The organism is Dyella sp., from assembly GCF_051962475.1.
Lineage (GTDB): Bacteria > Pseudomonadota > Gammaproteobacteria > Xanthomonadales > Rhodanobacteraceae > Dyella_A.
Genome location: NZ_JBQCCF010000023.1, coordinates 17,701 through 42,718, shown reverse-complemented (window position 1 = coordinate 42,718; position 25,018 = coordinate 17,701). Strand labels below are relative to the sequence as shown.

Here is a 25,018-nt window from a genome sequence, read left to right as displayed (position 1 = left end):
TCTGGCGGTATCGGTGTGGTGCACGCCGGCCCGCCTCGTCGAGGGCGGGGCCGTTGCGTGATGGTGAAGCTAATCGCGCACGGACACCCACCCCGACCGAGTGGTAATGGTCGTGGTGGTAATGGTCGTGGCAAGGAAGAGGGTGTCGACGCAGCGCCCGCCAGCGCAGCGCACCACGCCGGGGAGGCGAGCGGGGCGAAGGCTGGCAGGGGCGTTGTCGATCGACATGCGCTCGACGTTACGGGCGATGTTGCAACGCGGTCAACAGGTGCATTTGCAACCATCGGCGCGGCGTGACGTGCATCGCGCTCGCTGCGCGCATGCCGGGGGGCGATCATTGCCGGACGCAGCGACGGCGCGCCGCGAGGCACACCCTCAGCGCTGGTAGTGCACGCTGAGCAGCACGTAGCGCCCCACCACGTCGTCGAACGACGGGCTGTAGGCGAGCGAGGATCGACCGTAGTACCGCGGCCGGTGATCGAGCACGTTGTGCACGTTGATGCCGATGCGCCAGCGTGCAAAGCCGCCGTAATCCAGGTTGAGATCGAGCAGGGTGAACGCGGGCGTGCTGCAGTGGTCGGCGGCGCGCTGCTCGTCGGGACAGACCAGCGGGCTGTTTGCGCTGGCTTGGTAGGCGTAGCGCCCCGTGTAGCGCAGGTTGGCGGTGCTGATCCAGTCACCGTACGACCACTCCACGCCAGCCAGCGCGGTGGCCTTGGGCTGGTCGGCGTAGCCGTCGTAGGGCTCGGGCGTGGCCGCCGGCTCGATCTGCCGGCGCAGCCTGGCCAGCCAGTCCACACCCAGGTTGAAGCTGAAGCTGCCCAACCGGGCGGTGTCGAGCCGGTAGCGCACGTCCAGGTCGAACGAGCGCACCGTTGTCTTGCCCAGATTCACCAGTTGCTGGTCGAAGGCGTACAGCACGCCCTGGTCGTCGCGCCGGAACAGCTCCGGATAGGCGTCCGGATGGTCGAGCGCGTAGGACACCGGCAGGGCCCGGATCTCGTGGCGGCGGTCGACCTGGTAGAGGTCCAGCGCGATGCCCAGCGCCGGCGTGGGCGCCAGCACCACGCCGAAGGTGAGGCTGCGCGAGCGCTCCGGCTGCAGACCGGGATTGCTGACGCTGTCCAGCCGCAGCGTACATCGCGAATAGCCGCCGCCGCTCGGCCGGGCGCCGACGCAAGGCAGCAGCGCGTCGGGTACTTCCACGCGTACGCCGGTGGGCAGCAAGGCCTGTGGCCGATCGAGCTCGGGCAGGGTCGGCGCGCGGTAGCCGCGGGCGAGGGTGCCGCGCAGACTTACGCTGTCTGACACATCCCATTTCAGCCCCAGCCGTGGCGAGAACGCCCAGCCGAAGCCGCTGCTGTGATCGGCGCGGGCGGCGATGTTGGCGGTGAGCCCCTTGGCCAGGGGCGACTCCATTTCCACGTACGCGGCGGAGATCCAGCGATCGCCCCGGCGCACGTACGGCGGCTGGAACTGGAACACGTCGTTGGCGATCAGCAGCGGATCGGGCTGGTCGTCCAACTGCTCGCGGTAACCCTCGATACCGGTGGCCAGCCCCACTTCACCCAGCCGCCACTGCGCCAGCGGACCGTCCGCGCGCAGGCTGAAACCGCTCTGGCTGGTGCGACCGGTACGCAGCAGTTCGGGCGACAGTGCGGCGAGCAGCGCGGGGTCGTTGCGGCCGCCGGGCTGGTAGCTGCCGTCGGCCAGCGCCTGGTCGAGCACGCTGGTGCGCAGCAGGCCGCGCACGCGATCCGTGCCGGTGTTGTGCTGGTCGTCCAGCCGCAGGTCCCACTGCCAGTCGCCGGGGTGGCCGCGCAGGCCCGCGCTGAGCTGGGTGCTGCGTGACTGGGTGGCGTCGAGGATCGGCCCCACGTCGCTGAACGCATAGTTGACCACCCTGCTGCTACCCGTTGCGGGCGTGAACACCCGCAGTTGCTCGGTCGCCGGACCGGTCTGCTGATGTTGGCGCACCATGTTCCAGCGCAGGTCGGCGTAGGCCTCCAGCGAGCCGATCGGGTGGTCGACGTGGGCCAGCAGCGAGCGGCTTTGCAGCTCGGTCTGCAGGCTGGTCAGCGGGCCGATGAGGTTGGTGCACGGGCCGTCCAGTGCGGTCTGCGTGCAGCTGTCGCCGGTATTGGCGTAGCCGATCTGGCCACCGTCGAAATAGTAGATGCCGTCGCCGCCGTCGCCGTCGTTGCGAGCCCAGCGCCGCGCGCTGCCCAGCAGCGGCGAGCGATCGAGGTAATCACCGCTGAGCATCACGTGGCCGCCGTGTCCGAAGGCGGTGCCGAGACTCACCGTGCCGCGCCGCTGCGAGGCGTCACCATGGGAGGAGATGCCGGTGTTGCCGTCCAGCGCCACGCCTTCGAAGCGCTTGCGCAGGATGATGTTCACCACGCCGGCCATGGCGTCGGAACCGTAGATGGCCGAGGCGCCGTCGCGCAGCACTTCCACCCGCTCGACCAGGGCGAGCGGGATGCTCTCCAGGTCGTTGACCAGGCTGAACTCGCCCTGCGACAGGCCGTAGCCGGCCATGCGCTGGCCGTCGACCAGGAACAGCGTCGCCGTGGCGCCGAGCCCATGCAGATCCACCGCCGCCGCGCCGGTAGCGCCGGACAAGCCGTTCGCCTGGTACAGCGCGCTGTCGCTCAGCGCCACGGGCGCGTTGTTGACGCGTATTCCCGGCTGCGCACGCAGCAGCTCGAACAGGGTCTGGTAACCGCTGTGCTCGATCTGGCGGCGATCGATCACGGTCAGCGGCGAGGCGTTCTCCATCGCCGTGCGGCGCAGATGTGTGCCGGTGACCTCCACCGCCAGCAGCGGCACCGGCACGTTCTCCAGCGGTGCGCGCGGCAGCGGGTGCACGGGCTGCCCCGCCGCCACCGGCGCGGGACCCATGCGGCGCAGCACGTAGGTGTCGGCATTCACGGCGTCGGCGGCCAGGCCGCTGTCGCGCAGCAGGCGCGCCAAGGCGTCGGCGGCGGTGAAGTTGCCCTCCAGCGGGGCGGTGTGCCGACCCGCGGTGAGCTGCGGCGCGTACAGCAGCTGGATGCCGCCGCGGCGAGCCAGCGCACGCAGCGCATCGTCCAGCGGAACCCCGGCGGCGATCCGGTAATGGCGGACGGCCGCTGCCGGCGCGGTCACGGCGTTCGCGGCGGGTAGAGCGGCAAAGAGCAGAGCCAGCGCGAGCCCGCGCGCGGCGAATCGACGACCGGGCACGGCGAACGCGGCGTGGCGCCGGGGCATCGCGATCAGCGCGCCCCGGCAGCGGGCAGCAGGGTGAGCTCGTTCGCAGCGGTACGTTCGACCCGGAGCTTCCAGCCCTGCGCCAGCGCTTTGGCCAGCGCGTCCTGATCGCCGGCATGGAAGCTGCCGCTGACCCGCAGCGATGCCAGCACCGGGTCGCCCAGGCGTAGCTGGGTAGTGGAGTAGCGGTTCATCGACCGCAGCAGATCGTCGAGCCGGCGCTGGTCGAACGAGAGTTCGCCGTGAGTCCAACTGCGGGCCTGGTCCAGGTCCAGCGGAGCGATCGCGGCGGCATGGCCGTCCGTGTCGATGCGCAATTGCTGCGCCGGCGCCAGCTCACTGGTCCAGGCCTGGCCCACGGTATCGCGGCTCACCGACACGCGCCCCTCAAGCAGGGCCACGGTGACGCCCTCGGCGCGGCGGCTGACCTGGAACGTGGTGCCGATGTCGCGGATGACGTTGCCGTCCACCAGCACCACGAATGGGCGCGCGGTGTCGTGCGCCACGCGGAACTGGGCGCGGCCGTTGCGCACGATCACTTCGCGCTGGTGCGCGCCGAAGCGCGTGACCAGGCTCGACTGCGCATCGAGCCGCACCTCGGTGCCGTCGGCCAGCGTCAGCGCCTGCGGCAGGCCGGTGCCGGTGGCATAGCTGCGTTCCACTGGAGCGTCCTGGCGCATCAGATGGGTCAACCCGACCGCCGCCAGCACCGCGGCGGCGAGACCGGCGGCCAGCCACCAGGTGCGCTGCACCCGCGCCGGCGGACGCCGCGCCAGATCGCGCCGGGCGGCGCGTGCTACCGCGCGCAGCAGCGGATCATCCGCCAGCTGGGCGGCGTTGCGGTGCAGGTACTCCACTTCGGCGAAGGCAGCCGCGTGGTCCGGGTCGGCGGCACGCCAGCGCTCGAAGGCTTCCTCGTCCTGCGGGCTACGCAAGGGCGAGCGCAGGCGCGCAAGCCAGGCTTCGGCGCTGGTGGGAAAGTCGCTGGCGCGCGGGGACGCAGCGTGAGGGTTCATGGTTCGACCTCCCTGTTGAAGGCACCCAGGCGCTCGCGCAGCAGGCGCAGTGCCCGGCTGATGTGCTTCTCCACCGCCTTGACGCTGATCCCGCAGTGGTCGGCGATTTCGTTGTAGGTCATGCCCTCGATCCGGTTCAGCAGATAGATCTGCCGGCAGCGCTCGGGCAGGCGCAGCAGGGCGCGCTGCAGTGCCACCAGCTCCTGCTGCGAGGCGGTGCGCTGCTCGTGGCTGGGTTCGCTGGCGGTCAGCTGCCCGGCCTCGTCGTCCAGGCTGACGTGCTGGGCGTCGAAATGGCTGGCGGCGCGCCGGCTGCGGTCATGCAGGGCGTTGACGGCGATGCGGTAGAGCAGCGCGGTCCAGGTTTCCGGCGCGTGGCCGCGGTAGCGCATCAACCGGGTGAGGCTCTCCTGCGCGAGGTCTTCGGCGTCGTCGGCCGAGCGCGTGCGCCGGTGCAGGAAGCGCACCAGCGCTTCGCGCTGCGAGCGCACGAAGCCGTCGAATTCGGTTGGATGACCGGTGCCGGCAAGCGTCTGCTTGGGCTCGGCTGCGCCCAGGGCCATGCGGTGGCACCGTGTGTTGACCAGAGAGATAGTCGTCACGATATCGCAACCATCGCCGCTTGTGGCCAACCAGAGAGTGCTTCCGCGTCCATGCGGAAGGCTGAGGGCCGCGATCCCTGCGCGGGGGCTTGCGTCCGGAATGCCGTTGCCGGCGACTCCGGGTCACCTCCGCTCAACGCAGGCCGGCGGCTTTCCCCCTACCTCCGGATCAGGGCGAGGACAGATCGATGGCGTAGGTCGCCGTGCCGTCGCCATGGTCCTTGAGCTGGCGCACGTGGTGCAGTCCGGCTGCGGCGGCCACCGCCTGCTTGCCGGCGGCGGCGCGGAACACCACCGTGCCGCGGGTCTTCAGCGGGGCGAAGTGCCAGGAGGTGGGTTCCAGGTCGGCGGCGGTGAGGTGCTGCTTGCGCTCGATCCAGCGGGCCAGGATTTCCCGAGCGCCGTCGGGCGAGGCCAGCACGATGTTGCTGCCGTCCAGGCCGGGGAAATGGCCGCCGCCGCTGGCGCGGTAGTTGTTGGTGACGATCACGAACGGCTGGTCCGGGGTCACCGGCTTGCCATCGTAGGTGAGCGAGGTGATGCGCTCGCCGGCCGGCTTCGACACGTCGACGGTGTAGGCAATGCCCCCCTGGATCTGGTCAAAGTTGTAGCCCACGTAGTGCGGGTTGATCAGCGCCTGCTCGCCCGTCTTGGCCGGGTCGATGCGGTTGAAGCGGCGCGCCGACTGTTCCAGCCAGGCTTTGAGCCCGGCGCCGTCGGTTTTCACCGCGGCCAGGGTGTTCGGATAGAAGTACAGGTCCGCGGCGCTGCGCAGGGTGAGCGGGCCGGGCGCCACGTCGGTGTAGTCGTCGGGGCCGCCGAAGCCGGTGCGGAAGGCGGCGGCGGCCGAGAGCACCGGCACGCCGGCCAGCTCCGGGTGGGCCTTGGGCAGCTCGGCGCGCACGTAGTCGGCCTGCGCGGCGTTGATCGGCGCCAGCGCGGTCATGTTGCCCTCGTCGGCGAAGTAGCTGCTCAGCCGCACGGCGGTGTCGCCGATCGGCGTGTTGACATAGGCGATCGCGGCCTCGTGCACCTTGGCCACCAGCGGGGCGATCGTCGGGTCCGGCGCTACGCAGTCGGGGGCCTTGCCCTTCACCGCCGGCTGGCAGATCGGGCGCACCTGGCTGCGGGTGTCGGCCTTGTCCACCACCCACTGGCCGCCCTGGCGCACCAGCGCCAGCTTGATCACGCCCAGGTCCTTGCCGAAGAAGCCGCCCATCACCGCCGGTACGCCGCGCACCAGGCCGCGCTCTGCGTCCACTTCCTTCATGCCGGCGTAGTGCGGGCCGGGGAATTCGGTGTGCGAGTGGCCCAGCAGCAGGGCGTCGATGCCCGGCACGCCGGCGAGGTGCCAGCCGCCGTTTTCCATGTCCGGCGTGTAGGGGTGATCGTCCAGCCCGCCGTGCAGCACCGCGACGATCAGGTCCGGGTGCTGCGCCTCCAGTTCCGGCAGGTACTTCTGCGCCGCCTCCACCACGCCGCTCACGGTCACCCGGCCTTCGAGCTTCTGCTTGTCCCACTGCAGAATCGGCGGCGGCGCGAAGCCGATGATGCCCACCTTCAGCGGCACCGCCAGCTTGCTGCCGTCCGGGGTGTAGGCCTCAATGGTCTTGCTCACCACCGCCCACGGCTTGAACAGCGGCTTACCGTCGCGCGCGCTGGCCACGTTGGCCAGCACCAGCGGGAAATGCGGCCCGGCGCAGCGCTTGGAGGCGCCGCCGTCCACGTTCATCGGCGTGCCGGTGACCTGCGACAGGAACGGCAGGCCGTAGTTGAACTCGTGGTTGCCGGCGGTGGCGCCGTCGTAGCCGACGCTGTCCATGGCGCGGTAGATCGCCAGCTCCTCCTCGCAGCCCACCGGCTTGGCCAGCGCCTGGTAGTCGGCCAGCACCGAGCCCTGGATGGTGTCGCCATCGTCGAACAGGAAGGTGTTGGGAAACTCCTGGCGCGCCTGGCGGATCAGCGTCACCGTGCGCTCGTAGCCCAGCGTCGGGTCGGCTTTGAGCTTGTAGTAGTCGTAGCCGAGGATGTTGGAGTGCAGGTCGGTGGTTTCCAGGATCGCCACGTCGGCCCGCGCGCCGTCGGCCAGCGCGGGATGGCGCGCCAGCAGGCCACTGCAGCCGGCCAGCAGGCCGGCGGCGAGCACGCCCAGGGCGAGCTTGGCCGGAGCAAGCCTGCTCGGAGCAGGCTTGGATACGTGGCGTGGGCGAGATGCGGACATGGCGATTTCCGTCGAGCGTAAACGAGGAGCGCAAGCTAGCAGATCGGCGTGTCGATTCCTCCCTCGGGCGCTTCCCGAATGGCCGGCAACGGGCCAACTTGCGGCACTCACCGCGGCTGTCATCGCACCGTAAGATTCGCGCCGGATCAGCTCGATCCACACAGGGGCCGGACTCGATGAACGCACTTAGCTCCCGCACGGCGCGCCTGCGCGCGGGCCGGTGGCTGGCGGCCGCCTGGTTCATCGCCTGCGTGGGCTTCACCGCCTGGCAGGAACCGGCGCCGGACCAGCAGCTGTTCGTGCTGGTGGTGATGCTGTGCAGCCTGGGCGTGGCCCTGTGCCTGACGGCGCGGCCGGCGCTGGCGCTGGGGTTGACCGGCGCCGGCTTCGTGCTGCTCAAGGCGCTGGGCCAGCTCAAGCTGCGCTACCTCGACTCCTCGCTGATGCCGGCGGACTTCGTCTACTTCGTGCGCTCCAGCCTGGTCGAGACGCTGGAGCACTACCCGCCGCTGCTGGCCGCCGCCACGGCCGTGGCGATCGGCCTGCCGCTGGCGGTGTGGCTGGCGTGGCGGCGTGAGCCGGCGGTGGATGCCAGGCAGCGCTGGCCGCGCGCGCTGGCGATGCGGGCGCTGGGCGTCGCCGCGACCGTGTTCGCGCTGCACCTGGCGCTGGCCGCCAACGGGCCGTTCGCCCAGGTGCACAACCGCAACGCCTGGCAGAAGCTCTCCGACGCCGCGCAGCTGACCAACTTCTTCGTCAATCTCGAAGACGACGACGTGCACCTGCCGCCGCGTGCCAGTGATGCACTCGCCGAACAGGACTGGGCGCATACGGCCGGCAGCGCACCGCCGGCGGTACCGGCACCGGCCGCCCATTACCCGGACATCGTGCAGGTGCTGGAGGAAAGCACCTTTGATCCATCGGTGTTCACCGCCTGCAACCTGCCGCCGTGCCGGGTCGGCATGTTCCGCGCCGACAGGCATACCCGCGCCCACGGCGCGCTGCGCGTGCACACGTTCGGTGGCGGCACCTGGGTCAGCGAGTTCGCCTCGATCACCGGCCTGCCGCAAAGCATCTTCGGCCCCGGCGGCATGTACGCACCCTACGTGCTGGCGCCGCGCGTGCACGATACGCTGCCGCTGCAGCTGCAGCGGCTGGGTTATCTCACGGTGGCGATCTATCCCACCGCCGGCGGCTTCATCAATGGCCGCAACGCCTACCGCGACTACGGCTTCGAGCAGTTCTACGACGTCAACGACCTGGGGCTGGAAGCCTGGAAGAGCAGCGACGCGCAGATGTTCGCCGCGGCATGGAAGGTGTACCAGCGCGTGAAGCAGCCGGCCCGTCCGGTGTTCATGATGATTCTCACCCTGGCCCAGCACGGCCCGCACGACATCCATCCGCTGTCGTCGCTGCCGCCGCCGTACAACCGCGGTCTGCTGCACGGCCTGCCTGAGCAGGCGGCGCTGAACTTCGATACGTACCTGTCGCGGCTGCAGGCGTCCGATCGCGCCATGCGCGAGCTGGAAGCGCACTTCCTGCATCGTGCGAAGCCCACCGTGCTGATGACCTTCGGCGACCACCAGCCGGCCTTCAGCGGCCTGATCCGCGATCTCGCGCGCACGCTGCCCACGAACGCGCCGGCCAGCGTGCGCGAGAAGCAGGACTACCTCACCTACTACATGCTCAAGAGCAACCTGGTCGATCCACCGCTGCTGCCCAGCTACCCGCTGCTGGACATCGCCTACCTGCCCAGCATGGTGTTGCAGGCGGCGGGGTTGCCGACCGATCCGTACTTTGCCGCCGAGACCGCGCTGCGCGATCGCTGCGATGGCCTGTACACCGATTGCGCCCGGCCCGATCTGCTCGCCTCCTACCACGCGTGGATCTTCGACCGGCTGCACGTCTACCAGTGACGCACAGCCGGCCGGTGGCCACCGCGATCAGTGGCGGTCGGCAGCGGCCTGGTCGAAATAGATCCAGCTGCGACCGTCGAACGACAGCCGTTTCTGCCGCACGGTGAAGCTGTAGCGGGTGGCGGGCAATGGCGCGCCGTCGATACGCACGGTCTTGAGCCCCGTCGCCGGCTGCGCGGGGCGGATCGCCGCCGGCTTCACCGCGTAGTCCGACAGCGGCCGCCCTAGCGTACCGGTGAGCGCCTCGTGCAGCACGCGGCCCTGCGCGGTGGGCAGCGGCAGGTTCAAGAGCACCGCCAACGTGGGCGCCACGTCCACGTTGCCGCTGGGCAGCGGATCGCGCATGGCCTGCCGGAAATCCGGACCGCTGGCGATCAGCGTGTTGTGCACGTCGCGCGGGCTGAAGCTGCCGTGCTGGCCACGCTCGGTGGACACCGTGCCCACCTCGGTGCCAGGGAAGCCCTGCACCACGGCGTCGGCGTCCCAGGCGTAGCTGATGATGATGTCCGGCCCGCGGCGGGCGTTCTCCAGGTGCACCGCCTCGGCCGGCAGGGTGCCGGGAATCGCGCCGTAGCGCTTGGCCACGAACACCGTGTTGACCACGGCGCGCGACTGCAGGAAGCGCACCACGCGCTTGACCAACGCAGCATCGTGCGTGGGCACGTAGAGGTAATCGGTGCCGTCGTTCGGCGCGATCACCACGGCGTCCTTCGGCGGCACGTCGGGGACCACGTAGTTGGGCGTGGTGTACGGGCCGGGCTTGCCGCACACGCTGCCATCGTCGTCGTAGCGGGTGGGGTGCAGCGGCGTGCCGTCGGCGCGGATGCCGCTCATCACCGGCGCGTAGATGCAGCCCTCGCCGTCGTAGGCGTGGAAGCCGGCGCGGGTCAGGTCGTCGGCCATGCGCACGCTGCCGGAGACCGAGAAGCCCCACTCCTTGTCGATGCCGGCCACGCGTCCGTCGTTGATCGCACGCAGCGGAAACAGTGCGGCCGGACCGGCGACGTTGCTGTGGCCGTGGTCGGACACCACGATCAGGTTGGTGTCCTCGGCCATGCCCAGCTCGCGCAGCTTCGCCTGCAGCTGGCCGAGCAGCGCGTCCTGCGCCTGCAGCGCGAGGTGGAACTCCGGCGAGCCCACGCCGTACTGGTGCTGGGTGGTGTCCGGATTGCGCAGCCACACGATGCTCACGTCCGGCCGGTGCCTGGGCAGCACCTCGTCCAGGTACACATGCATCATCCAGGCGTTGGCCGGGCCGGGGGTGGTTTCGCCGGCGGCGGTGGCGTCGGAGGTGACGCCGTCCTTGAGCTTGGCCAGCTTGCCCGCTTCGGTGGGTGCGTCGTTGTCCTCGCGCAGCTGTAACTCGCGGGCGTCGTAGGTAAAGGCGGTGTGGGCCGGGAGCTGGTAGCCGGCGCTCTGCAACTCCTTAGCGAAGGCCAGCGGCAGCACGGTGTTCTCATCCAGCAGCACGTTGTCGCCGCCGACGTTGGGGAGCTTGTAATCCTGCAGGAAGGCTGGGCCGGACTTGCCGATCACCGCGGTGGTCAGGCCCGCCTTGTGCGCCGTGACGAGCAGGGTCGGCACTTCCAGCAGGGCGCCGTCCTCGTGGCGGTCGAGGTCGCGCAGCACGGCGTAATCCTCGGTGTAGATCGGGTCCTGGAAATCCGCCGCCTCGCCCTTGGCGTTCAGCCCTTCGCCGCCCGGCGCATAGAAGCTGTTGCCGTAGAAGCCGATCGGCCCCGGAAACGCGCCGGTGGCGAAACTCGACGCGTTTGCCATGGTGAAGGTGGGGTAGGTCGAGTGGTTGTCGGTGAAGAACACGCCGCGCCGCGACAGCGCCAGCAGGTTCGGCGTGTCCCCAGCACTGATCGCGTCGGGCCGCATGCCGTCCCAGACGAACACAATGACGCGGTGCTGCGGCGGGGGCGCGGCCGCATGCACCGATCCGGCCAGCGCTGCGACACAGGCGAAGGAAACCAGCAGACGACGGAGCAGGGACATGCACAAGCCTCGCGGAAGACGGACGAATCAGCCGCGCATCATGGCATCGCGTTGTTTGCAGTTGAGTGGCAACGCGGCTCAGTGAGCGGCGTGGTTTCCTGCGATCCAGCTGTCGTGCACGAGCAACACGTCGTCCAGCGCGACCAGGTCCGCCTGCTGTCCGGCTGCGATGCGCCCGTGCGTGGCGGTCAGCCCCAGCCAAGCGGCCGGATATTCGCTGGCCATGCGCGAGGCCTCGTCCAGCGGCACGCCGACCATCTGCACGAGGTTGCGTAGCCCCGTGGCCATGTCCAGCGCGGAGCCGGCGAGCACGCCGTCGTCGCTCTGGCAGATGCCGTTCTTCATCACGATGGTCTGGCCATTGAGTGTGTAGTCGGGGCGATCCGAGCCCACCGGCGGCATCGCGTCGGTGACCAGCACGCACTTGCCGCGCGCCTTGGCCGCGATCGCCACGCGCAGGCTCACCGGATGCACGTGGTGACCGTCGACGATCAGCCCGCACCAGCTGTGTGCGTCGTCCAGCGCAGCGCCGACCACCCCGGGCTCGCGGCTGGTGAGCGGGGTCATCGCGTTGTACAGGTGGGTGAAGCCGCAGACGCCGGCATTGAGCGCCGCGCGGGTGGTGGCGTAGTCGGCGCCGGTGTGGCCGGCCACCACCAGCACGCCGGCGTCGGCGAGGCGGCGGATGGTCGCCGGCGGCACGCATTCGGGCGCCAGCGTGAGCATCACCTTGCCGCGGCGCGGCGCCGTAATCAGCGCCAGGTCTTCTTCATCGAGCGGGCGAAACAGCGTGCTGTCGTGGATGCCCTTGCGCGCGCCGGCGAGGAACGGGCCTTCCAGGTGGATGCCCAGGATGCCCGGCACGCCTTGCTCGATCGCCGCGTCCACCGCTTCCAGCGCATGGCGCATGGTTTCGCGCGTGTCGGTGATCAGGGTGGGCAGCAGGCCGGTGGTGCCGAAGGTGCGATGCGCGGCGGCGATGCCGCGCAAGGTCTCCACCGTGGGATCGTCGTTGAACAGCAGCCCGCCGCCGCCGTTGACCTGCACGTCGATGAAGCCGGGCAGCAGCAGTTTGCCGCCTAGATCGTGCGCGGTGGACTGCGCCACGCGAGGATCATCCATCGGGCAGACGGCGGCGATGCGCGCGCCATCGATCAGTACAGCCAGCCCCTCGCGCAGGCCGTGCTCGCCCATGACGCGTCCGTTGACGAGGGCGGTGAGTGAAGCAGCCATCAGACCGTCTCCGTGACCTTGCGCAAATGCGGCGGAACGTCGGGATCGTAGCCGCGCGCCAGCGAGAGTGCGCTGGCCGCCTTGTAGAAGCTCTGCACCATGAGCAGCGGCGCGGTGAGCGGCGACACGCCCGAGGCCATCGGCAGGCTGTCCTCGCCGCTCACGCCCGGCGCGGCCAGCAGCACGCGGGCGCCGCGGGCGCGAAATTCGCGCGCCACCGCCACGGTGTTGTCCATGGTGCCGTCGTCCTGGGCGAAGAACAGCACGGGGAAGCCGGCGCCGACCAGCGCCATCGGGCCGTGCTTCACCTCCGCCGCACTGAACGCCTCGGCGTGCAGGCCGCAGGTTTCCTTGAGCTTGAGCGCGGCCTCCAGCGCCGCGCCGAAGCCGAAGCCGCGGCCGACCACAAACAGGTTCTGCACGCCGGTGAAGCCTTCCACCATCGGCGACCAGTCGGCGTCCCAGCCCTCGCGCAGTTGTTGCGGCAGGGCCGCCAGCGTGGCGTCGAGCGTGCCCTCGCCGCGCCAGCTGGCGGTGAGCTGCAGCACGGCAGCGAGCGAGGCGAGGTAACTCTTGGTGGCCGCCACGCTTTTCTCCGCGCCGGCGTGCAGCGGGATGCAGGTGTCGGCCATCGCGGCCAGCGGCGAATCTTCCACGTTGACCAGGGCGAGCACGCGCGCGCCGGCATCCTTCGCCGCCTGCGCCGCGCGCAGCAGGTCCGGGCTCTTGCCGGATTGCGAGATCGCCACGAACAGCGCGTCTTCCAGGTGCAGCGGTGCATCGTAGATCGACGATACCGACGGCGAGGCCGAGGCGGTGATCACGCCGAGCTGGGTCTCGAACACGTACTTGGCGTAGGCGGCGGCGTGATCGGAGCTGCCGCGCGCGCAGGTGACGATGAAGCGCGGCGGGCGTGCGCGCAGCTGTTCGCCCAGCGCGGCCAGCAGGCCGGCATTGCGGGCGAGCTGGCGCTCGATGACCTCGGCGCTCTCGTTGGCTTCGCGGTACATCAGGGTGGTACTGGCATCTTTCATGGAACGGTCCGTCGGTGGGGGCGGGCGCACGTATGTGCCGCGTGGCCGAACGGCCGCGCGGACGAGGTGAGCGGGGAAATGGAGGGCGCGCCGCGACTGCCGGCGGCGCGCGTGATCAGCCGGTGCGCTTGCCCGGCGTGGCACCGCGCGGCGGCGCGGTGGAGCCGCGCACCACCAGTTCGGGCACGAAGCCCTCGTTGGCCGGCGGTGGCGTGTCGTCGCCACTCTCGGCGTGCTGCAGTTCGGCCATCAGGCGCAGCGCGGCGTGACGGGCGATTTCGCGGGTGGACTGGCGCGCCGTGGTCAGCGCCGGCCAGGCCTGCTTGGAGAACGGGTTGTCCTCGAAGCCGGCGATGGACAGATCCCACGGCACGTCCAAGCCGGTCGAGCGCGCCGCGGCCAGCACGCCGGCGGCGATCTCGTCGTTGCTGCCGAAGATCGCGGTGGGCGGCTCCTTCAGCGCGAACAACTTGCGTGCGCCACGAAAGCCGTCGTCGAACGCGTAGCGGCCCGGCAGCACCAGCTTCTTGTTGAGCGCGATACCGTAATCCTTCAGTGCGTCGGCGTAGCCCTGGTAGCGCTCGGGGCTGGAGCGGTGGTGCGGTTCGCCCCACAGGAAACCGATGCGCGTGTGGCCGAGTTGGATCAGGTGCTCGGTGATCGCATACGCCGCGTCGCGGTCGTCCACGTAGACGCAGGGGTAGCCGTCCTTCGGATCGTCGCGCGAGGCGATGATGCGCACGAAGTGCACATCGTGTTCCTTCAGCGTGGCGATCAGTTCCGGCTGCTCCGACATCGGCGGCGCCAGCACCAGCCCGGCCAGTCGCGCACGCTTGACCAGCGCCGCCAGCTCCTCGGCCAAGTGCGGCGAGCTCGCGTCGCAGGGATGGATTTGCAGCCCGAAGCCGCGCTCGCGGCAGGCCGAGAGCACGCCTTCCTGCAGGCTGATCACGTAGTGCGCGTTCGGGTTGTCGTAGACCAGACCGATCGCGTAGGAATGCGCCGCGCGCAGGCTGCGCGCCGACAGGTTGGGCCGGTAGCCCAGCGCCTCGACCGCGCGCTCTACCTTCTGTCGCGTGTCCGCGCGCACCGAGGCTTCCTGGTTGATCACGCGCGAGACGGTCTTCAGCGAGACACCGGCTCGCTTGGCGACGTCCTTGATGGTGGCATGACGCAACGCAGGGCACTCCTTCGAATGGGCGACGCATCGTAGCCCACCCGGACCGGCAGTTGGCGGCGGCGGGCGCGGATGCGGGCTGCATGCCGGCCGGTCAGTCCGCGCGCAGGCCCGCGCGGTGGCCGCGCACGCCGTAGAACAGGATGTACAGGTAGCACGGCACCATCAGCAGCACGAAGGCGAGCTGGAAGTCGATGTGCAGCTTCAGGTGCGCGAAGGCCTGCGGCACGATGGCGCCGCCGGCGATGCCCATGATCATCCAGGCCGAACCGGCCTCGGTGTGCCGGCCCAGGCCGTTGATCGCCAGCGGGAAGATCGCCGGCCACATCATCGCGTTGGCAAAACCCAGTGCCGCCACGAAGCCGACCGAGAGGTAGCCAGAGGTGGCGTAGGCGCCCAGGCAGAACAGCACGCCCAGCACCGCCGACACCGCCAGATAGCGCTGCTGGCTGATGAAGCGCGGGATCAGCACCAGCCCGGCCAGATAGCCCAGCAGCATCGCGCCCAGGGTGAAGGCGGTGAAGAACTTGGTCTGGCTCAGCGGCAGATGGAAGCTGGCGCCGTAGGTGCCGATCGCGTCGCCCGCCATCACCTCCACGCCCACGTAGAGAAACAGGCACAGCACGCCCAGCCACAGGTGCGGAAAGCTGAAGAGGCCACCGTCGGCATGGCCGACCGCTTTCTCGCTGTTGGCGCCTGCCGGCTTGATCTCCGGCAGCGAGGACAGCGCTATCCAGATCGCCAGCACCACCAGCAGGCCGGCCATCACCAGGTAGGGCAGGTGCACCTTGCCGGCGAACGCGTCGAGCAGCGCCTCGCGCGCGGCGGGAGTCGGCGCCGCCTTGACCTGGGCATCAATGCTGTCGATCCCGCTCAGCACCACTGCTCCGATCACGATCGGCGCCAGGATGCCGGCGAGCTTGTTGCAGATGCCCATGAAGGCGATGCGCTGCGCGGCGCTCTCGATCGGCCCGAGGATCGAGATGTACGGGTTGGAGGCGGTCTGCAGCATCGACAGGCCGGCGCCGATCACGAACAGCCCGGTCAGCGCGCCCGGATACACCCGCATGGTGGCGAACTGGCCGAACGCCGCGGCGCCGATTGCCATCACGAACAGCCCGATCGCGATGCCTTTCTTCATGCCGGTCCGGCGCAGCACCACCGAGGCCGGCAGCGAGAACACCAGGTAGGAAATGTAGAACGCGAACGGCACCAGGAAGGCGTTCACGTCGTCGAGGTTGAAAGCCAGCTTGACGAAGGTGATCAGCGGCCCGTTTAGCCAGGTGACGAAGCCGAAGATGAAGAACAGCACGCCGATGATGATCATCGGTCCGAGCGTGGAACGGCCCGCCATGGGCGATGCGTCGAGCGTGGTGGACGACATGCGGAACTCCCCCGAGCGGTGTGCGGATGCGTGATGCGACGCCGTGGATCGCCGCTGGCGTCCACCGTCCCCGAAGTCGGCTTTATGGACGTGCAGGCATAACGTTGTCAATCCGGACCGTCGTGGCCGCGCATGTGCCGGGCTCCTCTCGTCGAGGCAGGTGGGCCACCTCAGTCGCCACTGCTGGTGCGCCGCGACATTGCTTGCGGCGGCGGAACAGATCGGAGCCAATCGCGTGGCTATGCGCCCTGCCGTGTCATGGGCAGGTCAGGCGCGACCGCCGCGTCATGGGTTCTGCTGCGCCGCGAAAACCGCCGGTGCAAGTCATGTCACGGAAACGGTTGACAACGTTGTCATCTGGTGAACACACTCCGGCCATGTACACCCCTCGCCGGGCAGCGGCGCGGGGACATCGGGAACGGGGGAATCCGGCGTGGCGGAAGTGGCGGGACACAGCGCAGTGACGAGTGCAGCGGTGACGACGGCGGCCGCGCGGCCGTTCCTCGCCGCCGACGTCGGCGGCACCCACGCGCGCATCGGCCTGGTCAGTCGTGCGGCCGGTGAAGCACAGCCGGTGAGCGTGCACGCCTACCAGCGCTACGCCTGCGCCGAGTGGCCGAGCCTCACCGCCGTACTCGAGGATTTCGTGGCGCACGTGGCGCCCGCTGCGCCGATAGAGCGCTGCGCGGTGGCCAGCGCGGGCTACGTGCTGGGCGACGCCATCGTCAACGACAACCTGCCCTGGCCGGTGTCGATCCGCGAGATCCGCGAGCGGCTCGGACTGGCCCAGCTCGCGGTGATCAACGATTTCGAGGCCGTGGCCTACGCCACCCAGTTCCTCACCCGCGCCGACACGCTGAGCGTGATCGACAACACCGCCCCGGCTGCCGCCGGTCCGGTGCTGGTGATGGGCCCGGGTACCGGGCTGGGTTCGGCGGTGCTGTTGCCGGGCGCGCACGGTCCCAGCGTGCTCGCCACCGAGGCCGGGCAGATCGCGCTGGCGCCGGGCAACGAGCGCGAGATCGCGGTGCTGCGCATCCTGGCGCGCGAGCGCTCGCACGTGTCGTTCGAGCACGCGTTGTCCGGCCCCGGGCTGATCAACTTGTATCGCGCGCTGTGCGAGCTGCGCGGCAGCGTACCGGTGCTCGCGCTGCCGGCCGAGGTCACGCGCAGCGCGCTGGGCCGTTCCGACGAGGCGGCCGTCGAAGCGCTCGAGATGTTCTGCGGCCTGCTCGGAAGCTTCGTCGGCGACCTGGTGCTGCTCTACGGCGCGCGCGGCGGCGTGTTTCTCGCCGGCGGGATCCTGCCGCAGATCCGCGAGCTGCTGCTGACCAGCACCTTCGCCGCGCGCTTCTTCAACAAGGGCGTGATGCACGCCTATCTGCAACAGGTTCCGGTACGCCTGATGGAGCACGGCCAGCACGGCGTGATCGGCGCGGCGGGGCTGTATCTGGACGGCCATTCCGCCGAACTGCGCTGACTTGACGACGATCCGACGTTTTTGAAACGCAACACCCACGCAAGCGACGTTCCATACCACCGGGCAATTGCCCAGCAACTTCACCGGCCGCGGTAGCTCGACACACACAACAACCGTTGCCGACCTGGCTCTGAGGGGAGGACACCATGTCACATCGCAAAACGCTGTTAGCCGCGAGCATCATCGCCGGACTGTGCCTGGCCGGAACGCTGCAGGCGCAGGACGCCAGCCAGAACACCACGCCGCGCAAGGAAAAGGCCAAGGAGCTGGCCACCATCACCGTCACCGGCATCCGTGACAGCGAGGCGGAATCGCTGGCGCTGAAGAAGGACGCCGCTTCGCACGTGGAGATCGTTACCGCCGAGGACATCGGCAAGCTGCCGGCCAAGAACGTGGCCGACACGCTGCAGCGCCTGCCGGGCGTGAACATCAGCTCGTCCAGCGCCAGCGAAGGCGGCTTCGACGAGAGCGACCGCGTCAGCCTGCGCGGCACCAACCCCAGCCTCACCCAGACGCTGGTCAACGGTCACAACATCGGCACCGGCGACTGGTTCGTGCTGAGCCAGGTGCAGACTGTGGGCCGCAGCGTCAGCTACAGCCTGCTGCCGTCCGAAGTGGTCAGCCAGGTGGTGGTGCACAAGACGTCCGAGGCGAAGATCGTCGAGGGCGGTGCGGCCGGCTCGGTCGACATCATTACGCGCAAGCCGCTGGAGTTTGCCAAGCCGTTCACCGCCGAAGCCTCGGTAGGTGGCGTCTATTCCGATCTGCCCAGCGACACCAAGCCGCAGTTCAGCGGCCTGTTCAATTACAAGAACGACGCCAACACCATGGGCATCATGGTGCAGGGTTTCTACGAGAAGCGCAGCCTGCAGCGCAACGGTCAAGAGGTCGTGGGTGGCTACAACCCGACCACGCTCGACGGCCAGACCGTGTACTACCCGAACGAGATCGGCTCGACCCTGTTCACCCAGACGCGCGAGCGCAAGGGCGGCGTGGTCGACTTCCAGATCCGGCCCACCGACAACCTCACGCTCGACCTCAACGGTTTCTACTCCAAGCTGAAGGCCGACAACTTCAACCGCAACTACATGCTGTGGACCAGCAGCGCGCTCGGCGGTGGCGGCGTGCTCACCGCCAACTCGATCCAGAACGGCGTGGTCACCAGTGGCTCGGTCACTGGCGGCACCGGTTCGTACGGTGTGTATGACCAGATCTCGCGTCCTGGCGCGGCGTCGGAGTCGAAGTACCTGGCACTGAATGCGGACTGGAACGTCACCGATCACCTCACCCTCAAGGGCCAGGTCGGCACCACCCGCGGCACTGGTTCGAGCCCCACCCAGGATGTGATCGAGCTGGGCACCAACGTCGGCGCCGGCGGTAGCTGGGACATCCGCGGCCTGGGCAAGCCGATCAACTGGACGATGGGCGGCGACAACAGTACGCCGTCGGCGATCAACCCTTCCGCCGGCTGGATCTTCGGCGGCCAGGGCATCAAGGTGAAGGACAAGGAAGACTGGGCCCAGTTCGACGGCGAACTCGACTTTGACGACGGCGCGTTGACCTCGCTGGAGTTCGGCGCCCGCTACGCCAAGCACGAGCGCGGCAATCCGTTCGAAGTGGCGCAGGGTCCGGCCGGCGACTGGACCAACTTGGCGAACTATCCGACCAGCTGGTCGAACTATCCGAGCGACTTCAACAGCTCGCTCGGCGGCAGCTTCCCGTCGAACATCTGGTACTACTCGCCGGGACAGCTGGCCGACTTCGACTCGAAGTTCACCAACCGCGATCCGGTCGCGCGCCTGTACTTCAACGACATCTACAACGTGAAGGAGAAGGATTCCGCCGCCTACGTGCAGATGAACTTCCAGTCCGGCATCGTCAGCGGTAATTTCGGTGTGCGCTACGTGAAGACCAAGGAGAACATCGGATACACCTCCACGGCTCCCGATGCCGAGGCCACCCGCGTCAGCGGGCCGATCACCGGCTCCGCCTTCGGTACCTACTACTGGAACAACTACGAGCACAGCTACGACAAGTTCCTGCCCAGCGCGAACCTGAAGTTCGACCTCAACGACCAGTGGGTGGCCCGCTTCGCCGCCTCGCAGACGATGACGCGTCCGGACTATTCGGCTCTGGCCGGCTACGTCTCGGCCGACGACCTCACGCACACCGGCAGCGGTGGCAACCCGAAACTTCGTCCGCTCATCTCGAGCAACTTCGACGCCTCGGTGGAGTGGTACTTCGCGCCGCGCGGGCTGCTGTCGGCCGGCGTCTATGCGATGAACCTGAAGGACTACGTCAACTTCGGCAACGAGGTGCGCACCTTCAAGGACATCCAGGCCAGCACCAATGCCGGCCAGGACGTGTTCGCCGACTACCTGATCAGCGTGCCGAAGAACACCAACGGTCAGGTCCGCGGCCTGGAGCTGAACTACATCCAGCCGATCGGCGACAACTTCGGCGTGCAGGCGAACTACACCTATGCCGACGGCCACGCCACCGGTAACCAGCCGTTGCAGGGCACCTCGAAGAACACCTACAACGTGTCGGGTTACTTCGAGAACAAGCGTTTCAACGCCCGCATCAGCTACACCTATCGCTCGGAGTTCTACGCGGGCGTGAGCCGTACCGACAACTTCTACCAGCAGGGTATCGGCAACCTGGCGGCGTCGTTCGGCGTGCAGCTCACCGACTGGATGTCGCTCTCGCTGGACGCGATGAACCTCAACGATCCCAAGCTCCGCTACTACGTAAAGAGCGACACGATCGGCAAGCTGCCTCACGCGACCTATGTCAACGGCCGCCAGTACTACGTGAACCTGCGCTTCAAGCTCTGACCTGCCCGACGCCGCGCCGCTTCGACCCCGGCGCGGCGCCAGGCCCTGCCATGGATGGCCGCCTCCCTGGGTTTCTTCTCTCCCCGCGGGTCCGAACGCTTTCGGGCCCGTTTTTTTTGGCGGCGTGGCAGCATGCCGCGTTGCCGCCACCTTCGCTGGAGCGCCCGATGTCACGATGCCCACCGCTGGTCCGCCTGGTCCTGGTTGCTACCGCCGCCGCGCTTGCAGCATGCGAGCCGTCCGCCGTCCGGCCGCCGTCGTCCGTCGCCGATCCCACGGCCGCACCGACCATCGCGCTGATTCCGCAGGTGGCGTCCTTGCACCGCGCTGACGGCAGCTTCGAGCTGCGCGATGGTGCGGCGATCAGCGTGCCGGCGCAGGATGGGGCAGCTCGGGATGCGGCGCGGTGGCTGGCAGACCGGGTGCGATCCAGCCGCCAGCTCATGCTCAAACAAACCACCGCGGCGCCTGCCGCCGTGCGCTTCGTGCGCGATCCGACGATCGCTGCGGACGAGGGTTATTGCCTTACCGTCACGCCCGATGGCGTGGATATACGCGCGCGCACCGATGCCGGCCTGTTCTACGGTGCGGTGACGCTGTGGCAACTGGTGACCGCGGTGCCGGCGGGCGCACCGCTGCCCGCGCTCACCATCGACGACGCGCCGCGCTTCGCCTGGCGCGGCCTGATGCTCGATTCGGTGCGTCACATGCAGACGCCGGACGAGATCCGCACGCTGATCGAGCAGATGGCCGAGCACAAGCTCAACGTGCTGCATTGGCATCTCACCGACGACCAGGGCTGGCGCATCCAGATCAAGCGCTATCCCGAGCTCACACGCATCGGGGCCTGGCGCACGCCGCCGGATGCCGGGCGCTACGGCGAGCCCAAGCGCTATGGCGGCTTCTACACGCAGGACGAGATCCGCCAGATCGTCGCCTACGCCGCCGCGCGGCAGATCACGGTGGTGCCGGAGATCGACATGCCCGGCCATGCCACCGCGGCGGTGGCGGCGTATCCGCGCCTGGGCGTCACCGGCAAGCGCGTTGCCGTATCGACCGACTGGGGCGTCAACACCACGCTGTACAACCCGAGCCCCGCCACGGTGCGCTTCATGCAGCACGTGCTGGACGAGGTGATGACGCTGTTCCCCTCGCGCTTCATCCACCTCGGCGGCGACGAGGCGGTGAAGGACGAATGGCAGGCCTCGCGTGCCGTGCAGGCGCAGCGCAAGCGCTTGGGACTGGCCAGCGACGACGCGTTGCAAAGCTGGTTCATGGATCAGCTCGGCAGCTACCTCGCCGCCCACGGGCGGCGCATGATCGGCTGGGACGAGATCCTCGACGGCGGCGTGCCCGGTAATGCCGCGGTGATGTCCTGGCGCGGCAGCAAGGGCGCCGTGGCCGCCGCACAGAAGGGCCACGACGTGGTGCTGTCGCCGGCGCCCGATCTGTACTTCGACCAGCTGCAGAGCGATCGCGCGGACGAGACCACCGGCCGCCTGCCGGTGAAGTCGCTGGCCGACATCTACGCCTTCGAGCCGATCCCCAAGGCGCTCGACGCGGCGCAGGCCGCGCACGTGCTGGGCGCCCAGGCGAACGTGTGGACCGAGCACATGCCGAGCTTCGCGCACATCGAGCACGCGGTATTCCCGCGTCTGGACGCGCTGGCCGAAGCCACCTGGACGCCGCTTGCGCGGCGCAACTGGCCCGACTTCCTCGCCCGCCTGCCGGTGCAGCTGGCGCACTATCGCGCTACGGGTATCGGCTATGCCGACAGCGCCTTTGCCCCCGCGATCACGGTCGATGCCGGCGCCGCGCTGGCCCACGGGCGCACGCAGGTGCGCATCGCCAACCAGGCGGACTTCGGTACGCTGCGCTACACGCTCGACGGCAGCGCACCCGGCGCGACGTCGCCCGCGTATGTCGCGCCGTTCGAGGTAACGCTGCCGGCGACGGTGCGCGCCACTGCCTTCGCGCCCGGTGGCGAGGCGCTGGCCGCGCCGCGCACGCAGGTGATCGACCGCGCCTCGCTGCTCACCCGCAGCGGCAGCGAGCTCACTAATTGCTCCGGCAGCCCGTTCCGCCTGCGCGTGCAGCCCGAACCGGATGCCATCACGCTGACACCTGTCTATACCGTGCCGCTGTTCAACAGCTGTCAGCAGTGGCAGGGTGCACCGCTCGACGGCATCGACGCCTTGCATGTGACCCTGCAGCGGCTGCCCAACAACTACGCGCTCGCCCACGAGGCCAAGCTGGTCGTGCAGCGCCCCCGCGCTACGCCGTTCGGCGAGCTGGTGGCGCACGTGGACGGCTGCGAGGGCGCCGTGCTGGCCCGTTGGCCGCTGCCCGATCCGGCACGCTCGCCGCGCTCGCAGCAGTTCGACGCTGCCATAACGCCGACCACGGGCAGACACGACCTCTGCCTCATCCTCACCGCACCCACCGACGGTCCGCTGCATGCGTTCGACCGGGTGGAGCTGGGGGAGGGCGCGAAGTGAGGCGGGGGATCGAGCCGGCGATTGCACTCAAGGCAGTTTCGGCTGCTGCGATCCGGCGCATGACTGACAACCATCCGAGCCATGCCTGAAGCCACCGTCCATCCATCCGGCCCACGCTTCGCCTCCGTCGATGCCCTGCGCGGCCTCGCCGTGGCCGCCATGCTGCTGGTCAACGATCCGGGCGACTGGGGGCACGTGTACTGGCCGCTGGAGCACGCGTCGTGGCACGGCTGCACGCCGACCGACCTGATCTTCCCGTTCTTTCTGTTCACCGTGGGCGTGTCGATCGCGCTCGCCTTCGGACCGAAGCTCGAACGGGGCGACGCGCGCGCACCTGTGTTGCGCGGTGCATGGCTGCGCGCGCTGCGCATCCTTGCGCTCGGCCTGGCGATCAACCTGCTCGCCGCGTGGCTGATGCCCGGCGCGCACTTGCGACTGCCAGGCGTGCTGCAGCGGATTGCGCTGTGCTTTGCGCTGGCCGCACCGCTAGCGCTGGTCACGCGGGCGTGGACGCAGGGGGCGTTGATCGTGGTGATCCTCGCCGGCTACGCCTGGTTGCTGCATCTGGGCGGTACGCTGGCGCCGTGGGACAACCTGGTCAGCAGAAGCGACAGCGCGCTGTTCGGCCGCTTCGTCTACCAGATCGACCCGGCCAGCGGCCGTGGCCATGACCCGGAAGGACTGCTCGGCACGCTGCCGTCGCTGGCCACCACGCTGCTTGGCTTGATCGCCGGGCGCTGGCTGTGCGCCGGACGTGCGCGGCGCCTGTGGCCGGTGGGCGTCGCCTTGTTGGTGGGGGGCTGGGCATGGTCGCTGGTGCTGCCTTTCAACAAGAATCTGTGGACGCCCTCGTTCGTGCTGTGGACCGGCGGCTGGGCGATGCTCGCGCTGGGGCTGGCGCATGACGCCGTCGATCGTCGCGACTTCCCGCCGATCGGTCGCCGCTTCGGCGTCAACGCCATCGCAGCGTATGCCGGCTCGGAACTGATGCAGATCCTGCTGCCGGCCACGGGCGCGCAGCAACTGCTGTACACCGGTGGGTTGGCGCGTTGGATCACGCCGCTGGCCGGGCCGTATGGGGCGTCGCTGGCTTGGGCGATCGCCTTTGTCGCGCTGTGGTGGGTGATCGTGTGGGCGATGGACCGACGCGGCATCCACCTGAAGCTGTAACCTCGCCGGTCGTGCCATCGTGCTGTAAGACGGGCCGTCTACAAGACGCGTTTGCCTCCGGAGTGGCCCATGCGTCGCCTGATCTGTCTCACCCTCCTGCTCGGACTGCTGCCGATGGTTAACGCTGTGCACGCCGCCGGGAAACCGCTCGCATCGAAGGTGCGGGTGATCGGCCACCGTGGCGCCAGCGCGCTGCGGCCCGAGCACACGCTGGCCTCGTACGCCAAGGCGATCGCCGACGGTGCCGACGTGATCGAGCCGGACCTGGTGATGACGAAGGACGGCATGATGGTGGCGCGCCACGAGAACAACATCGCCGAAACCACCGACGTGGCGAACCATCCCGAGTTCGCCTCGCGCAAGACCACCAAGGTGATCGACGGCCAGCGGGTCACTGGCTGGTTCACCGAAGACTTCACCCTCGCCGAACTGAAAACCCTGCGCGCCCGCGAGCGCCTACCCGAACTGCGCGGCACCGCCTACGACGGCCAGTTCCAGATCGCCACGCTGGACGAAATCATCGACTTCGTCGCCGCCGAATCGGCCGCGCGCGGGAGGGTCATCGGGCTGATCCCGGAGATCAAGCACGGCACCTACTTCCAGCACATCGGCCTGCCGATGGAAGACGCGCTGCTCGCCACGCTGGCCGCGCATGCGTACACGCGCACCGCGCCGGTGGAGATCCAGTCGTTCGAGATCGCCAACCTGAAGTACCTGCGCGGCAAGCTGGGCAAGACGCACCCCAACATCACGTTGCTGCAGCTGATCGACGAACCGGCGATGCACCCGGGCGACGTGCTGGCCGCCGGCGGCGCGCTCACCTACGCGCAGATGATCGCCCCGGCGGGGCTCAAGGCGATCGCGCAGTATGCCGACGCGATCGGTCCCGACTACCACGCGATCATCCCGTATACCGCCGACGGCCACCTCGGCACGCCCACCACGCTCGTACACGACGCGCACGCCGCGGGCCTCGCGGTGCACCCGTACACCTTTCGCCCGGAGAACACCTTCCTGGCGAAGGATTTCTGGCAGGGCGACCACCCGAGCACTTTCAATGCGGCGGGCATGCTGGCGCAGCTGAAGGTGTATCTGGACACCGGCATCGATGCGTTCTTCACCGACGATCCGGCGCTGGGGCGGCAGGCGGTCGACGCGCGCTGACGCGGGCGGACACGTGGCTGTCACCGCGGTGTA

At 69.1% G+C, this 25,018-nt stretch carries 15 protein-coding genes; 6 read left to right on the top strand and 9 right to left on the bottom strand.

Features of this window, described 5'->3' with window-relative positions:
- Nucleotides 1-375: 375 nt before the first annotated feature.
- The 4 genes from ACTHJF_RS05320 to ACTHJF_RS05305 form a co-directional block, all read right to left on the bottom strand.
- A complete protein-coding gene (locus tag ACTHJF_RS05320; protein ID WP_440266200.1) occupies nt 376-3,252 on the bottom strand; it encodes a TonB-dependent receptor domain-containing protein in 2,877 nt (958 codons plus the stop codon).
- A gap of 5 nt (nt 3,253-3,257) precedes the next feature.
- Complete coding sequence (locus ACTHJF_RS05315; RefSeq protein WP_440266199.1) at nt 3,258-4,268, bottom strand: FecR family protein; 1,011 nt, start codon at nt 4,266-4,268, stop codon at nt 3,258-3,260.
- Entirely contained in the window at nt 4,265-4,831 is a 567-nt protein-coding gene (locus tag ACTHJF_RS05310) for an RNA polymerase sigma factor (protein ID WP_440266198.1), read from the bottom strand. Before ACTHJF_RS05310 ends, ACTHJF_RS05315 begins: the two co-directional genes overlap by 4 nt.
- A 208-nt stretch (nt 4,832-5,039) precedes the next feature.
- Entirely contained in the window at nt 5,040-7,091 is a 2,052-nt protein-coding gene (locus tag ACTHJF_RS05305; protein ID WP_440266197.1) for a bifunctional 2',3'-cyclic-nucleotide 2'-phosphodiesterase/3'-nucleotidase, read from the bottom strand.
- A gap of 176 nt (nt 7,092-7,267) precedes the next feature.
- Between ACTHJF_RS05305 and ACTHJF_RS05300 the strand changes: the two genes are divergently transcribed.
- Nucleotides 7,268-9,007, top strand: a complete 1,740-nt coding sequence (locus tag ACTHJF_RS05300; RefSeq protein ID WP_440266196.1) for a sulfatase-like hydrolase/transferase — start codon at nt 7,268-7,270, stop codon at nt 9,005-9,007.
- A gap of 27 nt (nt 9,008-9,034) precedes the next feature.
- Here ACTHJF_RS05300 and ACTHJF_RS05295 read toward each other — a convergent pair whose 3' ends face one another.
- The 5 genes from ACTHJF_RS05295 to ACTHJF_RS05275 form a co-directional block, all read right to left on the bottom strand.
- Nucleotides 9,035-11,008, bottom strand: a complete 1,974-nt coding sequence (locus tag ACTHJF_RS05295) for an alkaline phosphatase family protein (RefSeq protein ID WP_440266195.1) — start codon at nt 11,006-11,008, stop codon at nt 9,035-9,037.
- A gap of 78 nt (nt 11,009-11,086) precedes the next feature.
- Nucleotides 11,087-12,241, bottom strand: coding sequence for an N-acetylglucosamine-6-phosphate deacetylase (gene nagA / locus ACTHJF_RS05290; protein ID WP_440266194.1), 1,155 nt, complete (start codon nt 12,239-12,241; stop codon nt 11,087-11,089).
- On the bottom strand, nt 12,241-13,275 hold the full coding sequence (locus tag ACTHJF_RS05285) for an SIS domain-containing protein (protein ID WP_440266193.1): 1,035 nt from the start codon (nt 13,273-13,275) through the stop codon (nt 12,241-12,243). Before ACTHJF_RS05285 ends, nagA begins: the two co-directional genes overlap by 1 nt.
- 115 nt (nt 13,276-13,390) lie before the next feature.
- The gene (locus tag ACTHJF_RS05280) at nt 13,391-14,452 is read right to left on the bottom strand and encodes a LacI family DNA-binding transcriptional regulator (RefSeq protein ID WP_440266192.1); all 1,062 of its coding nucleotides are present in this window, start codon (nt 14,450-14,452) and stop codon (nt 13,391-13,393) included.
- A gap of 94 nt (nt 14,453-14,546) precedes the next feature.
- Complete coding sequence (locus ACTHJF_RS05275) at nt 14,547-15,806, bottom strand: sugar MFS transporter (protein ID WP_440266212.1); 1,260 nt, start codon at nt 15,804-15,806, stop codon at nt 14,547-14,549.
- A 463-nt stretch (nt 15,807-16,269) separates the two neighbouring features.
- Here ACTHJF_RS05275 and glk point away from each other — a divergent pair, with 463 nt between their 5' ends.
- From glk to ACTHJF_RS05250, 5 genes are all read left to right on the top strand, one after another.
- Entirely contained in the window at nt 16,270-17,316 is a 1,047-nt protein-coding gene (gene glk / locus ACTHJF_RS05270) for a glucokinase (protein WP_440266191.1), read from the top strand.
- A 146-nt stretch (nt 17,317-17,462) separates the two neighbouring features.
- On the top strand, nt 17,463-20,153 hold the full coding sequence (locus tag ACTHJF_RS05265; protein WP_440266190.1) for a TonB-dependent receptor: 2,691 nt from the start codon (nt 17,463-17,465) through the stop codon (nt 20,151-20,153).
- Nucleotides 20,154-20,320: 167 nt separating this feature from the next.
- Nucleotides 20,321-22,651, top strand: a complete 2,331-nt coding sequence (locus ACTHJF_RS05260; RefSeq protein WP_440266189.1) for a beta-N-acetylhexosaminidase — start codon at nt 20,321-20,323, stop codon at nt 22,649-22,651.
- 81 nt (nt 22,652-22,732) lie between these two features.
- The gene (locus ACTHJF_RS05255) at nt 22,733-23,821 is read left to right on the top strand and encodes an acyltransferase family protein (RefSeq protein ID WP_440266188.1); all 1,089 of its coding nucleotides are present in this window, start codon (nt 22,733-22,735) and stop codon (nt 23,819-23,821) included.
- Between the two features lie 114 nt (nt 23,822-23,935).
- Nucleotides 23,936-24,985, top strand: coding sequence for a glycerophosphodiester phosphodiesterase (locus ACTHJF_RS05250; RefSeq protein WP_440266211.1), 1,050 nt, complete (start codon nt 23,936-23,938; stop codon nt 24,983-24,985).
- Nucleotides 24,986-25,018 lie beyond the last annotated feature (33 nt).

Bases quoted from the DNA above. Each gene is read 5' to 3' on its own strand.
- ACTHJF_RS05305 (WP_440266197.1), bottom strand. From the start codon at position 7,091: ATGTCCGCATCTCGCCCACGCCACGTATCCAAGCCTGCTCCGAGCAGG.
- ACTHJF_RS05315 (WP_440266199.1), bottom strand. From the start codon at position 4,268: ATGAACCCTCACGCTGCGTCCCCGCGCGCCAGCGACTTTCCCACCAGC.
- ACTHJF_RS05285 (WP_440266193.1), bottom strand. From the start codon at position 13,275: ATGAAAGATGCCAGTACCACCCTGATGTACCGCGAAGCCAACGAGAGC.
- ACTHJF_RS05300 (WP_440266196.1), top strand. From the start codon at position 7,268: ATGAACGCACTTAGCTCCCGCACGGCGCGCCTGCGCGCGGGCCGGTGG.
- ACTHJF_RS05255 (WP_440266188.1), top strand. From the start codon at position 22,733: ATGCCTGAAGCCACCGTCCATCCATCCGGCCCACGCTTCGCCTCCGTC.
- ACTHJF_RS05295 (WP_440266195.1), bottom strand. From the start codon at position 11,008: ATGTCCCTGCTCCGTCGTCTGCTGGTTTCCTTCGCCTGTGTCGCAGCG.
- nagA (WP_440266194.1), bottom strand. From the start codon at position 12,241: ATGGCTGCTTCACTCACCGCCCTCGTCAACGGACGCGTCATGGGCGAG.
- ACTHJF_RS05275 (WP_440266212.1), bottom strand. From the start codon at position 15,806: ATGGCGGGCCGTTCCACGCTCGGACCGATGATCATCATCGGCGTGCTG.
- ACTHJF_RS05250 (WP_440266211.1), top strand. From the start codon at position 23,936: ATGGTTAACGCTGTGCACGCCGCCGGGAAACCGCTCGCATCGAAGGTG.
- ACTHJF_RS05265 (WP_440266190.1), top strand. From the start codon at position 17,463: ATGTCACATCGCAAAACGCTGTTAGCCGCGAGCATCATCGCCGGACTG.
- ACTHJF_RS05320 (WP_440266200.1), bottom strand. From the start codon at position 3,252: ATGCCCCGGCGCCACGCCGCGTTCGCCGTGCCCGGTCGTCGATTCGCC.
- ACTHJF_RS05260 (WP_440266189.1), top strand. From the start codon at position 20,321: ATGTCACGATGCCCACCGCTGGTCCGCCTGGTCCTGGTTGCTACCGCC.
- ACTHJF_RS05310 (WP_440266198.1), bottom strand. From the start codon at position 4,831: ATGGCCCTGGGCGCAGCCGAGCCCAAGCAGACGCTTGCCGGCACCGGT.